The organism is Geomicrobium sp. JCM 19037 (genome assembly GCF_000698105.1).
Taxonomy (GTDB): domain Bacteria; phylum Bacillota; class Bacilli; order Bacillales; family Marinococcaceae; genus Geomicrobium_A.
Genome location: NZ_BAWZ01000030.1, coordinates 41,355 through 54,969, shown reverse-complemented (window position 1 = coordinate 54,969; position 13,615 = coordinate 41,355). Strand labels below are relative to the sequence as shown.

Below are 13,615 nucleotides of genomic sequence, written 5' to 3'. Positions count from 1 at the left end.
TAAACCGATGATGATCGATCTCAAAGTCGATGAACTTTAGGCTTTAACGGTTGGTATACCATTCGTTTGTGAAGAAATTCTTTAGTTCAACTTATATAGATCACGGTTAAAAGGTCGATTTCCACAAATACTTGACGATCTTTATAGAATGAACTTAGCATTTTATTGATTTGCACTGTTGGGTGGAACGGGTAGCGCGGTGCTGGGTGCCATTTTGCACCTTTCACCAAACTCCTGCGTAGATTCCATGCTGAAGTGCCAACGACACGTCGGCCCCAGCGGGGGCCGAAACGAAACCGCACTTGGTTCGGCGCGGCTCGCGCCGACGTCTTGTAGGTACTTCAGGGCGGGGATGTACACATGACCTGGTGATCTGTTACCTAATTTATGAGAATACATCGCTTTTCCTGCGATTTTCCCCAACTTGAGAACCGTTCGGTCGCAACTCGAGCACAGTCTTCACTTTACCAAGCTTACCATTGGTTCTTGAAGAAATTCTTTAGTTCAACTTATATAGATCGCTTTAGATCACCGCAGTTCACCTCACACTGGGCGAACTATGAAGAACTTCAACCCTGTTTATTTATATAAACCTCAAGATTTATATAGAAACAACATCTAAACATTTCAACAGCCTGAGGGATGTTCTCAAATGAGACATCCTTTTTTTTATGCTGTTAAAAAGGACAAACCTTTTGTTGAGCCTTGACTAGCGCTTCGCCCAAGTTCCTCATCTCTCCTAGTTAAACCAGCATCATATATCAAATTTCGGCACTGTTCTCCCGACAAAAATTTGGACAACCTTTAGTATTTCATGTCAACTTCTTAAACTATAATAAAAATTCGTAAAGTGGAAATAATAAACGTAACAAGTACAAATTCATTTTAGCTAACCTTTAGGAAGGGGTTTACGTTATGACCATTCAAGTGATCCTGTCTGTTGAACTGCTGGAACTTGTCCTTTGGTATATGCTCGTTCGAATGAGCCGTGCTCCTCTAATTCGTCGCACGTCCCACCACCTTCCGACACTTAACCATGTAACTGATCGCTAGGTGAAGTGGAACAGAAATCCGGGCCTATATGTATAGGTCCGGATTTTGCCGTTAATCTAAAGAACGCCGCTATCCTTACCCGTAAACTGCCCTTATACATGAACCCGGTGAAAAATGTACAAACTGGGGGTAGCTAAGTTGTAAAGGAGAAACGACACATGAAAACAGCCTATGGCCGCATACAGCCTGTGTTCTATTGGGCGGTTGGCATCTTACTTATCGTGATTTTATCGGCAGTGGCTATACCTAACCAATTAGAACAAATGACTTCAACTGTGCAAGCATTTATTTCAAATTCTTTTGGTTGGTATTACTTAATCGCTGTCACGTTTTTTGCTTTAATATGTTTATTTATTATCGTTAGTCCATATGGAAAGATCAAACTTGGAAAAGATGATGAAAAACCTGAGTACGGATACTTATCTTGGTTTGCGATGGTTGTTTAGCGCAGGGATGGGGATTGGGCTTGTTTTCTTCGGAGCGGCAGAACCGATGTCACACTTTGCCATTAACTCCCCGACCGTCGAAGAAGGCACAATTGAAGCTGCACAAGAGTCGATGCGCTTCGTATTTTTCCATTACGGCATCCATGCTTGGGGCATTTATGCATTATCGCTGTGTGCCTTGCCTATTTTAACTTTCGTAAAGGAAAACCCGGATTAATCAGTGTACACTCTCCCCTCTTATGAACACAAGTGGAATCACAGGTAAAGTCATTGATACGTTTGCTCTCGTCGCGACGGTAACAGGGATTGTTACGAGTTTAGGATTTGGAGCTGTACAAATGAATGGCGGTCTTTCCTATTTAACAGAAGTGCCAATCACATTTTGGATCCAGGCCATCATCATTATTATTGTGACCGTACTCTTTCTAACATCAGCAATGACTGGGCTTAATAAAGGAATTCGTTTATTAAGTAACTTTAATATGATTCTTGCCCTTCTCTTGCTCATCTTTATTGCAACATTTGGCGCAACGATGTATTCATTAAATCTATTCACGAATACACTCGGGACCTATATACAAACGTTGCCCGAACTTAGCTTTCGTATCGCACCCGGTAGTCCAGAGGCGAGAGAATGGATCAATGACTGGACGATCTTTTATTGGGCCTGGTGGATTGCATGGTCTCCTTATGTAGGCACTTTCATTGCCCGCGTTTCACGAGGGAGAACACTCCGGGAGTTCACCATTGCCGTTTTAATCGTGCCTTCTATTGTTGGTTTTATTTGGTTCTCCTTCGTCGGTGGAACCGCTATGTCACTCGAATTTAACGATATCATCAACTTGAGCGCCTTAACAGATGAACAAATGCTTTTCGGTATGCTTAGTACAATGCCGGTCAGTACACTCACATCCATCGTATCCATCATTCTTATCGCCGTTTTTTTCATTACTTCAGCAGACTCTGCCACCTTCGTTTTAGGCATGCATTCTACAAATGGCTCAAATAATCCGCCAAACCGTATCAAATTTGTATGGGGACTTGTACTGTCCGTTACCGCCATGGCATTACTATACAGCGGTGGATTACAAGCTGTGCAAAACGTCATGATCATTGCAGCGTTTCCGTTCTCGATCATTTTGCTTTTGATGGTGTTTTCATTAATAAAGTCTCTGCGCTTTGAAAGAACACGAACAGACGCGAAACAACGAAAAGAGCAGCGAGAATTACGCCAATCAAAAAAGCAACAAGATAAACGAACGAATCGGAAGTTCATCTTAAGAAAAGACAACACAGACGAGTGAATGTTCGTGTTGAGATCAGGACCAATATAGGATGAACTTAGCATTTTCCTGATTGCACAGTTTGTTGTTGCTTTCCATTACAGGCGGATGATTGTACTCCAGAGCACAAGGGTAACATCGGTGGTCAAATGACAACCACCGTGTTTTCTATGTAGTCCAGACTACAAGTGCAACATCGGTGGTCAAAGTACGCCCACCGTGTTTTCTATGTACTCCCGCAACACGATTCACATTTCTGCCTACTGGCCAGGGTATGGAAAGAAGCCCAAATGCCCCTTATCTTCATAAATGTGACACTTGAGAATGAAAAATCATCATTTTAAACGTGGATGCGCACATAAACGGAGTCAACGGTCACATATCGCGATCTATGTGACCGTTGAGGACCAAAAGCGCACGGTTAGAGGGCTGGATTGTCACAAACGTGTCAGGAGATCACACGCTTGCGTCAGGTGATGACCAGCGGTCACGTCCTTTTACCATTCAGTAAACGTCTTCTGTGTTTTCCACAACCCTTGCAGTAATGAACAACGATCGACATCGAAGTGAGATGAACTCCAACAGACGATCGGTAGGCGTTTGCCTGTAAAGACCGCTCTCGGTCATCGAATTACGTGAAATTCTTTCGTTCAACTTATATAGTCACGGGAGATGGTGCTCTTTGCTGAGAGTCATCTCCCGCTGAGCAACCGTTTCTTGTGAAGTGGATGATCGCTACGTTGTTTTCCGAAATTCTCGGGGAGTTTTCCCGATGTTCTCCTTAAACACCCGACTGAAATAGTTCGCTTGGTGAAAGCCAGCGGCTTCTGCTATTTCTGAAATACTAAGGTCGGTGCTGAGTAACTTTTCTTTAGCATAAGTAATTCTGTAATTCAAAACGATTTCAGAAAAGGACCGGCCGTATTGTTTGGATAGCAAGTCGCTTACATACGCGGAGCTTAACTGAACTTGATCTGCGACTTGACTTAAAGTAAGCGTCTTGTTTCTGTATTCTTTTCGAATAAAGGCCAGTGCATGATCAACCGCATCTCGGTGACTCACTGGCGTATTGTTAACGGTCTCAACGAGTCGAACGATAAATAGAATCATTTCCTGGACAATTCGAAAAAGGTTGGATCCATATAAAATATGATCAAAAGTGCTTTTATAATGCTTTTCATACTTATCATCGGTCATTTGACTTTTTAACATGTAGCGACGAACTTGCGCCAAAATACTCGTCAACCTCGTTCGCAACAATCCGGGTTCGGGATAGGGACTCGTAAATGCAAAAAACTCCGTTCTAAGCCATCGTCGAATTCGGTGACGATCGCCCTCACTTAACATGTCGATCCATTCGTTTTGTTCTTTAACGGATAGAAAAGGATCAAAATCACGCCAAGTCCCTACATCTTTTGTCTCAAATACTTGGTTATACCCTGTGAAAAACGTAAGTTCCATCGCTTGAATTAAATCGATATAAATCTCTTGCAATGACTGATCTTGTTGTCTTGTATGAACTCCGATGGCCATTGGCGTATGTGAAACGTACGACCATTCGTATAGTAACGTTCTTGCTCGCTCCACTTCGTCATGAAAATGTGAGCCAAATACGAGCACAATTCGATCACTCGTCGACAATACTTGAGGCCGAACGGAAAACGGATATTGCTTCACAAATGATCGTAAATGAGGCAAGTCTTTTAAATCTTCAACTTCTAATAAAAAGACAGGGTAGGAAAATGCTTCATCACTTTTGATAAATAACGATTCGTAATCGACATACGAAACGGTACGTTCTTCCACGTCATTCTGGTTTGACAGTTTGCGAAACGCCGACTGCATATCATGGCGAATCATAGATAGCGATAACGGTTTCATCCAAAGGTTAATCGCTTCAAGTTCTAATGCTTGCATCGCTTTTTGGAACGTCGGTTCCGCTGTAATGACGATCACTTGGCTAACTCTTTGTATAAATGGGCGAATCACTTCCCATTTATCCGCTGGAATCATATCTAGCTCGATGCAGACAATGTCGGGAATTTGCGTTTCGACTAGATCTACGAAACTAGAGAGCGTATGACATGTACTGATCGTATGGACAGGAAACGCGTTATTTTTGATGAGCCATTGGAGCCCTTCAGCTTCTTGTTGATCTCGGTCAGCGATGACAATTTGATACACCTTCGTCCGCCCCCAACTTTGTATTGTTTAGAATTGAGAATAATTATAACTCAGATGAGAATTATTGAAATGTTCTATACAACAATTATATCATCATTACTTTTTGAAAATCGAAAAAAATATTTTCAATTTTTTTCCTTCACCCTTTTATCATTTGAAAATACTTATTTTTTCCCTTAAAATACGGGATGTGTTTCATTTTCAACACAGCTCATCGATTCCATTAATAGATTTCTTGACAAATGAAATATGTATATTAATAATGAGTATGTGTTAATAATAATTATCAACAAAGGATATCAGGAGGATGTTGTTACATGTCACTTATCGGAAAAGAAGTACAACCTTTCACAGCCCAAGCTTACAAGAATGGTGAATTCATCGAGGTTACCGATGAAAACCTTAAAGGTCAATGGAGCGTTGTTTGCTTCTATCCTGCAGACTTTAGCTTCGTTTGCCCAACTGAACTTGAAGATCTCCAAAATCAATATGCAGCACTAAAAGAACTCGGTACAGAAGTTTATTCTGTATCTACAGATACTCATTTCGTCCACAAAGGTTGGCACGATGCATCTGAGAAGATCAACAAGATTACGTATGCGATGATCGGTGATCCTTCTCAACAAATTTCTCGTGACTTCCAGGTTCTTAATGAAGCTTCCGGTCTTGCAGATCGTGGAACGTTCATCATTGACCCAGATGGCATTGTTCAAACTGTAGAAATTAGTGCAGACGGCATCGGCCGTGACGCAAGTACGCTTGTGAACAAAATTAAAGCTGCACAGTACGTTCGTAACAATCCAGGTGAAGTATGCCCAGCTAACTGGGAAGAAGGTTCTGAAACATTAAAGCCAAGCCTTGACCTTGTCGGCAAAATTTAAGGGGTGTAATTAATGGTTCTTGAAGCAGAGATTAAAAACCAATTAAACCAATACATGCAGTTATTGGAACAAGACATTGTCATTAAAGTGAATGCCGCTGATGACGATACGTCAAAGGATATGGTTGCACTACTCGATGAGTTGTCTTCGATGTCTACAAAGATCACTGTGGAAAAGGCCGCCCTATCAAGAACACCTAGTTTTTCTGTGAATCGAATTGGAGAAGACACCGGTGTAACATTCGCCGGTGTTCCTTTAGGTCATGAATTCACATCACTCGTTCTTGCGCTTTTACAAGTAAGCGGACGACCGCCGAAAGTTGAAGATAAGGTGATTGAGCAAATTCAAAACCTTAAAGGCGAATTCCACTTTGAATCGTACGTAAGCCTCTCTTGCCATAACTGTCCAGAGGTCGTTCAGGCGTTAAACTTAATGAGTGTGCTGAACCCAAACATCACACACACCATGATTGACGGCGCGGCATTTAAAGAAGAAGCAGAATCTAACGATATCATGGCTGTTCCAACAGTGATGATGAATGGTGAAACGTTTGGTAGCGGTCGAATGACACTCGACGAAATACTCAACCAAATGGGCAGTGGCGCTGACGCATCTGAGTTTGATGAGCGGGATCCTTTTGATGTGCTCGTTGTTGGTGGCGGACCATCGGGAACAAGCGCAGCGATCTATGCTGCTCGAAAAGGGATTCGCACAGGCATTGTCGCAGAACGATTTGGCGGCCAAGTGCTTGATACGTTGAGTATTGAGAACTTTATTAGTGTGAAGAAAACGGAAGGTCCTCAATTCGCTGCGAGTCTCGAAGAACATGCAAAAGAATATGACATCGACATCATGAACTTGCAAAGTGTCAGTGATATTCGCAAAAACGAGCTGTTTGAAGTTGAATTGGAGAACGGCGGTGTACTGAAGAGTAAAACCGTTATCGTTTCCACCGGTGCACGTTGGCGCCAGCTTGGCGTACCGGGAGAAGACGCGTTCAAAAACAAAGGTGTGGCGTATTGCCCACATTGTGATGGGCCTATCTTTGAAGGTAAAGACGTTGCTGTCGTTGGCGGTGGAAATTCCGGTGTTGAAGCAGCGATTGACTTAGCAGGTATCGTAAATCATGTTACTGTCATCGAATACGGTCCAACGTTGAAGGCGGACGAAGTGTTGCAACAACGCATTGAAACGCTTCCAAACGTTGATGTAATTACAAATGCCAAGACGACTGAAATTACCGGTGATGATCATGTGAACGGCATCACTTATCTTGACCAATCGACAGGTGAAGAAAAGAACGTCGCCCTGCAAGGGGTCTTCGTGCAAATCGGGTTAATTCCAAATACCGATTGGCTCGACGGTTTCGCGGATCGCAATCGAATGGGTGAAATCATTACGAACAAATCTGGCGCAACGAACGTCCCTGGGCTTTTTGCTTCTGGTGACTGCACAGATGTACCTTACAATCAAATTATCATATCAATGGGACAAGGAGCGAATGCCTCCCTTGCCGCTTTTGATCACCTGATCCGTAGCGCAGTTCCTGTTTAAAGCGCAAAACCTTGGTCATTGGACCAAGGGTTTTCTATTGCTAAACGGATGATTACTTGGCGGTGACACCACCATCAACAGGAAGCTCGATCCCTGTAATATGGCTCGCTTCATCGGAAGCTAAGAAAAGAACAGCGTTTGTCACTTCTTCTGAATTGCCAAGCTCGGGTAAAGCGACTTGCGTCAAGAAATAATCTTTATATTGTTCCATAGACGGCGCACTCATTGGTGTCACGATATACCCCGGGTGCACAGAGTTTACACGGATATTTTGCTTACCGTAATCGACCGCTGCCGCTTTTGTAATGGACCGAACCGCACCTTTAGAAGCGGTATATGCACCTGCGCCAGCCATCCCTGTGAGTGCGGAAATCGAGGAAATATTGACGATGGAACCCCCGTGTTCTTGCATAAGCGGAATTGCCTGTTGCATCCCAAACATAACTCCATTAATGTTAATTCCATACGTCCGTGCCCAGTCTTCTTCCGTTTGCTCTTCAAAAGGCGTTGCCAACGAAATGCCAGCATTATTTACGAGAATATCCAACCGGCCGTAACGTTTCTTAACATCCGCCATAATTTGTTGCCAGTCGTCATGTGAAGCGACGTTATGTTTATAGAATACCGCCTGGCCACCAGACTCAGTAATTTGTGTAACGACGTTCTTTACAGCTTCTTCATTGATGTCTGTTGCGACAACGGTTGCTCCTTCTTTAGCAAACCGTAACGCTTCTGCTTCTCCCATACCACTACCTGCACCTGTGATTAGCGCGATTTTATTAGGTAATCTCATCTTTAAGAGCCTCCTGTTTTATAAAAAAATGATAGTCCGACTATCATTTTAAGTGTACAATGTCGAACGTACATCTGCAATTTGTACGTCTTCTTATTTTGCATGAAAGGACCATTTTTATGACATCGATTGGAAAGCGACAGCAAAACAAAACGAAGCGTTATGAGAGCATTGTTCAAACCGCTGAACAACTTTTTTTAGAGAAAGGGTTAGAACGGGTGCAAATGCAAGAAATTGCTGACTTTGAAGGGGTTGGGATTGCAACGTTATTTCGCTATTTCCCGAAAAAAGATCGACTGATCGTAGCTGTAGCCATCTACAACTTGGAGAAACACATCCATTCATTTACAGAAATTGTGAACAAATCGACAACCGCATTCGAACGATTACAAGAAATCTTTGATCTACTAACGATTGGAGATGACGATACGTTAAATCAAAGTGCAACCTTTCGCGAAGCCTTTGAAAGTTATGCTTCATTTGCCGTTCAGGAACTCGATACGATGAGTGACTATATTGCCACGCAAAAGCAAATCGCGGATTTAGTCATGATCATCATTGCCGACGGTGAGCGCGACGGTTCACTGAGAACAGACGTACCTTTGAAAGAGACGATTATTACCGCCATCAATAGCTATGGGACGTTTGGAAGTAACATTACATTAAAATCCCCCATTACGTACTTAGAAGAAGACATTGCGCCACACAAGCAACAGCTCATATTAAAAGAGATGATACTCACATACGTAAAAAATGATGATGTTTCGTTCTAACTGGCATAGCTAGTCCCCATTTTCCATGTGTTATTCTCCGGATTACTGGGAAACATAGGAAGTGCTCGATCATGCACAAGAAATAGGTAGGTGTTTTCATGAGAAATTATGCATTACTCGTTATTGGAATCTTATTTTTCTCGCTATCGGTGACGCTACTCGCGATGCCGAACAATTTAGCTGAGGCGGTGTTCCCGGCCTTGCACTATTGTTATACCATGGGTTTGAGATTTCTCCTTCTCTCGTTACATTTATCGTAAACGCCGTTACACTTGCCATCGGTTATCGGTATTTACCCCGAGATATGATTATAAAATCACTCGTCACCATCCCGCTGTTTTCATTGTTCATTTTTATCTTTGAAGGAATGGGACAAGGAATTCCTGATCCGTTACTCGCCGCCTTATTCACCGGATTGTTCTCAGGTATTGGTTTTGGTTTTATCTTTCGTTCAGGTAGTACAACCGGTGGTACGTCAACGATTGCACGTATGCTCAACTATAAATTTGGTTGGGAGTTGACCGGAACGAATTTCGTCTTAGACGCGATCATCGTGCTGACAGGTGTTTTTATCATTGGTCCACTCATGACGATGTATACCGTACTTGCATTGTTTGTCGGTAAAAAAGTTACAGATTACGTACTCGAAGGTTTCGAATCAAAAAAAGTCGTCCATATTTTCACACCAAAAACAGTCGAAGTGTCAGAAGCCATCCGACTCAGTCTTGGTGCCCACACAACGATTCTTCAAGGACTGAACGACAAAGAAAATTCTGAGGAAAATTTAATTTATGTTGCGATTCCTAAGCAACGTCTGTTTTACTTAAAGAAAATTGTTCGTCAAGTCGATGAAAATGCGTTTACCGTCGTGCATACAGTCAAAGATGTTTCAGGAGGAAGTTTTGCTGAAGCCCATGACCCTGCTCAAAAAACCTTCCACAATGAAGAGAACGAACAAGAATATTATGAAAAACAAGCAGACCCTTCCTAAGTCGCTTGTCATGTTCGGAGGTTGACTATGAAGCAAGCAATATTTGTCGTATTTGGAACCGCACTATGCGCGCTCTCGGTAACCGTTTTTGCCATGCCTAACCAGATCGCAGACGGCGGAATCTTGGGAATCGCCCTCCTTTTGTTCTATGCATTTGGCTGGTCGCCAGGTGTAATTACGTTTATTTCTTTTATTTTGCTACAACTCGTGAGTTTTAAATTCTTACCTCGTACGATGTTTATGAAAACGATGATCAATGTTCCGTTGCTCTCCCTTTTCATTTTTACAACTGAAGGCATGGTGACGACACCATTAGGTGACCCCCTCGTTGCGGCAATCTTTGCCGGACTTACGATGGGGATTGGTTTCGGGTTTATTATTCAAGCCGGCAGTTCGATTGGCGGCACATCTACGCTTGCGAGACTTCTTGCTCAAAGGTACGAATGGAATGTCATATTAACGACTTTTATTATGGACGCCGTTATCGTATTTGCAGGTGTATTCATTATCGGTCCGCTCTACACGCTGTACACGATCATCGCTCTGTTTATCGGAAAGTTAGCCAGTGATTACGTAATTGGTGGTTTTGATGCAAAAAAAGCAGTAACGATCGTATCCCCCGAATATCGTGAAATTGCCAAGCGTGTCACAGTGAACATGACTTCCAGTGCTACGTATTTCAACGGCTCCGGAACATTCACGGAAAAAGAACACTACGTTCTCTACGTCGTCGTTCCAAGTTATCGACTGCTCATGTTAAAACGTTTAATACGCGAAGTCGATCCAAACTCGTTTGTTGTCGTACATAATGTGAAAGATGTGTCTGGCGGAACATTTTTTGCACCACCTGTGGAAACGACGGAAGAAGAAATTGAAGAAGAAGTCGAGGCACTTACAGAGGATGAAAACAACGACAATCATCAGCGAAAACAAAGTCAAGAGGACCCTCCTCCAGTTGTTTAAATAAAATAAAAATGCTGGGAGAGAGTCTTCCAGCATTTTTATTTAGCTGAATACCTTTTGTTTTTGAATGGCATCTTCGATAGTGTCTTCCAGAGCCACTCTAGGGGGCCAACTCCGAAAGTCTTCAATGTAAGGTGAGCAAAACCAAGCATGCAGATGCTAATCAATACAAAACCAACAACTACAGCCAATATGCCATCAACGCCTATAAATCCGAGGCCAAAACTATAAAAGTAAAGGCTCGCAAGTATACTTTGCAATACATAACAACTTAGCGCAGTTCGACCAATCACTTCGAACTGCTTCTGAATCCATCGTAATGCCCCACGGTTCATCATCCAGCAATCAATCCGATATACCCAAATGTTAGAACCGGCGCAAACAAGAAGCGTACCGGTATTTCAAAATATCCACCTGGAACTAGTGAAAGCAGGTTTAATGGGAGTCCAATACTAAATCCCCATAACATTAACTTCTTTTGGATATACATGCCCTTCTTATCCATGTTAAATGCGCCTGCTAAATATAATCGTATGCCAATCAAGTATAGCCCAATGGATCCATAAATTATAGAAAACGCCTCTGATCGTAAAAGAAAAAAAATTCTCAATTCGATAGAGGACCTGCTCAAAATACGTCCCAAACTGATATAAAGAAGTTGTTTCCAAAGCAATTTGTTGAATAGCGGTATACGACGTTGGGTCCGAAAAAGCAATATACGTTTGCACATAATAAATAAGGATACCAAATGTGTGTAAAGACAATGTGACAATAATCCAAATTGTCATCGTTTTTGGTTTTAATTGGACTAAAAATGCTACAATGGCTCCGGTTATAGCGTAAGTCATTAAAATGTCATACTCAAAGATGAATACAAAGTGAAATAAACCTTCAATAAATAAAATAAACATCGTTAACAAATAAAATGGTATCCATGGAACTTGCGATCCTTTACTATTTTGATATTTCATATACAGTCCGACTCCAAAAAGGATCGTAAGCATCGCTAAGAAATTCCCATTAACGAAAACAGATTGAAGCATTTCAACTACGGATTGTCCTTGATTCATTGGCATAAGTGTCGCAGAACCTGGATCAGAGAATATCCAAATATTCGTTGCAAGTGTGCCGACAATAGCGACCCCTCGTAACAAATCGAGAATGTGAAGACGAGAAGCAGAGTTCATACAATCACCCACTTATTGTTAGTCCATTTAGCATAATCAACAAGTGGGCGATTTTTATATTTCCACGCGTAAGTGGTGGAAATGGGAGAGTAACGCGTTTCATTATATACATAAAAAGCGGTTTGTAATCAAAGTTCTCTCAACCTCTTTATGCGAACACTTCCAAAAGCTGTGCATACAAATCTCTTCTCAGTTAATCTACCCTATCTTTCTCTCCATCTACTTCCCGTTCAATCTGAATGGTTGATTGTTCGATGTGCAAAGAATGTTGCACGTAATGCTTAGCTTTTTCGAGTACATCTTCGTAAGCTTGGTTTGAGTTCCCCTGTAGTACAAGGTGCACAGTGAGCTTCTCAATTCCCGACGTAATCGTCCATACGTGCAAGTTGTTCACATCAACAACCTCATCGATCGCTAACAGGTCAGCCGATATTTTGTCACAATCGAGGTGCTTTGGCGTTCCTTCTAACAACACGTGTACGGTGTCTTTGAGCAGACGAAATGCAGACAACCCAATCATGAGCGCAATGACAATACTGAGTATCGGATCAGCGTAATACCAACCAGTCGTCAAAATAATGATGCCGGCGGCGACTGCTGCGACTGAGCCCAATGTGTCTGAAAGAACATGAAGGTATGCCCCGCGCATGTTTAAGTTGTTCTTCACGTCCCCTCGCATTAATACGAATAATGCACCAACGTTTGCAATTAGCCCGATAAAGGCAATAACGATCATCGCGCCGCCCATAACCGCCTGTGGCTCAACAAATCGCTGGATCGCCTCGCGAATGATAAAAAAAGCAATCACGAGAAGCATGACACTATTTAAAAGTGAAGATAACACCTCGTACCGATGATTTCCAAACGTGCGAGTAGCGGTTGCTGCTTTCTTAGCGAGCACAATGGCAAAGAAGCTAATGAGCAGGTTCGCGAAGTCGTTGAACATATGTACAGCATCCGCAAGTAATGCTAAGCTGCCCGTCCAAAGTCCACCGAGTAACTGAATAACCATCCAGCTACCGATAATGAGCATTGCGTACAGAAGGTTTTTCTTATTTGCCTCACCTGTGGCGTGATGATGGTGATGTCCGTGGTGGTGATGATGATGTCCCAAAGGTCAGACTCCTTTCCGATCCCTTATATGATCATATGCACATATAAAGTGTGTTAATAAACGACACACCCACATTCGTGATTAATCGTGGGTCGCGTGTTGTATCGTTTTCTCAAGTATTTTTAATACGTGTTCATCTTCAGGTGAATAGTACATCGAAGTGCCTGCTCGTCTTGATTTCACGAGCCGTAAATTCTTTAGAAAACGAAGCTGATGAGATACGGTGGATTGACCAAGCGAAAGATGTTCCACAATCTCCCCGACCGAGCACTCTTTTTCTGCTAAAAGATGAAGTATTCTTATTCTCGTCGGATCACCAAGCGCTTTAAACGTTTGCGATACGATAAATAGCGTTTCCTCATCAAGGTCTATGTATGAATGATTCATTTTTTC

At 42.4% G+C, this 13,615-nt stretch carries 13 protein-coding genes and 1 pseudogene; 7 read left to right on the top strand and 7 right to left on the bottom strand.

Annotated elements, in window-relative coordinates; translation table 11 throughout:
• Positions 1-915: 915 nt before the first annotated feature.
• Positions 916-1,053 (top strand): hypothetical protein, encoded by a 138-nt coding sequence (locus tag JCM19037_RS25905; protein WP_193744782.1) that lies wholly within the window; start codon positions 916-918, stop codon positions 1,051-1,053.
• A 158-nt stretch (positions 1,054-1,211) separates the two neighbouring features.
• Positions 1,212-2,803 (top strand): annotated as a pseudogene (locus JCM19037_RS15925) (BCCT family transporter).
• A gap of 714 nt (positions 2,804-3,517) precedes the next feature.
• Here the strand turns inward: JCM19037_RS15925 and JCM19037_RS15920 are convergent.
• The gene (locus JCM19037_RS15920) at positions 3,518-4,966 is read right to left on the bottom strand and encodes a response regulator transcription factor (RefSeq protein ID WP_042402884.1); all 1,449 of its coding nucleotides are present in this window, start codon (positions 4,964-4,966) and stop codon (positions 3,518-3,520) included.
• A 317-nt stretch (positions 4,967-5,283) separates the two neighbouring features.
• Here JCM19037_RS15920 and ahpC point away from each other — a divergent pair, with 317 nt between their 5' ends.
• A complete protein-coding gene (ahpC, locus tag JCM19037_RS15915; RefSeq protein ID WP_042402881.1) occupies positions 5,284-5,847 on the top strand; it encodes an alkyl hydroperoxide reductase subunit C in 564 nt (187 codons plus the stop codon).
• A 12-nt stretch (positions 5,848-5,859) separates the two neighbouring features.
• Positions 5,860-7,401 carry an alkyl hydroperoxide reductase subunit F gene (gene ahpF, locus JCM19037_RS15910; RefSeq protein ID WP_042402878.1) on the top strand — a complete coding sequence of 514 codons (1,542 nt, stop codon included), beginning with the start codon at positions 5,860-5,862 and terminating at the stop codon, positions 7,399-7,401.
• A gap of 52 nt (positions 7,402-7,453) precedes the next feature.
• Here the strand turns inward: ahpF and JCM19037_RS15905 are convergent, their stop codons facing one another.
• Complete coding sequence (locus JCM19037_RS15905) at positions 7,454-8,194, bottom strand: SDR family NAD(P)-dependent oxidoreductase (RefSeq protein WP_042402875.1); 741 nt, start codon at positions 8,192-8,194, stop codon at positions 7,454-7,456.
• A 119-nt stretch (positions 8,195-8,313) separates the two neighbouring features.
• Here JCM19037_RS15905 and JCM19037_RS15900 point away from each other — a divergent pair, with 119 nt between their 5' ends.
• The 3 genes from JCM19037_RS15900 to JCM19037_RS15890 all read left to right on the top strand — a co-directional run bounded on the left by JCM19037_RS15900 (position 8,314) and on the right by JCM19037_RS15890 (position 10,921).
• Positions 8,314-8,967 (top strand): TetR/AcrR family transcriptional regulator, encoded by a 654-nt coding sequence (locus JCM19037_RS15900; protein WP_238544759.1) that lies wholly within the window; start codon positions 8,314-8,316, stop codon positions 8,965-8,967.
• Between the two features lie 208 nt (positions 8,968-9,175).
• Positions 9,176-9,958: a YitT family protein gene (locus JCM19037_RS15895; protein WP_238544758.1), complete on the top strand. Its 783-nt coding sequence runs from the start codon at positions 9,176-9,178 to the stop codon at positions 9,956-9,958.
• Positions 9,959-9,985: 27 nt separating this feature from the next.
• Positions 9,986-10,921, top strand: a complete 936-nt coding sequence (locus JCM19037_RS15890; protein ID WP_042402872.1) for a YitT family protein — start codon at positions 9,986-9,988, stop codon at positions 10,919-10,921.
• 38 nt (positions 10,922-10,959) lie between these two features.
• On the opposite strand, the gene JCM19037_RS30250 is transcribed toward JCM19037_RS15890, so the two are convergent.
• From JCM19037_RS30250 to JCM19037_RS15875, 5 genes are all read right to left on the bottom strand, one after another.
• A complete protein-coding gene (locus JCM19037_RS30250) occupies positions 10,960-11,256 on the bottom strand; it encodes a DUF418 domain-containing protein (protein ID WP_373901075.1) in 297 nt (98 codons plus the stop codon).
• Positions 11,256-11,426: a hypothetical protein gene (locus JCM19037_RS25900; protein ID WP_193744781.1), complete on the bottom strand. Its 171-nt coding sequence runs from the start codon at positions 11,424-11,426 to the stop codon at positions 11,256-11,258. The genes JCM19037_RS30250 and JCM19037_RS25900 overlap by 1 nt, the downstream gene beginning before the upstream one ends.
• A gap of 1 nt (position 11,427) precedes the next feature.
• Entirely contained in the window at positions 11,428-12,108 is a 681-nt protein-coding gene (locus JCM19037_RS23230; RefSeq protein WP_052363971.1) for a DUF418 domain-containing protein, read from the bottom strand.
• Between the two features lie 193 nt (positions 12,109-12,301).
• Positions 12,302-13,222, bottom strand: coding sequence for a cation diffusion facilitator family transporter (locus JCM19037_RS15880; RefSeq protein ID WP_042402869.1), 921 nt, complete (start codon positions 13,220-13,222; stop codon positions 12,302-12,304).
• A gap of 81 nt (positions 13,223-13,303) precedes the next feature.
• Entirely contained in the window at positions 13,304-13,609 is a 306-nt protein-coding gene (locus tag JCM19037_RS15875) for a metalloregulator ArsR/SmtB family transcription factor (RefSeq protein WP_042402866.1), read from the bottom strand.
• Between the last annotated feature and the right edge of the window lie 6 nt (positions 13,610-13,615).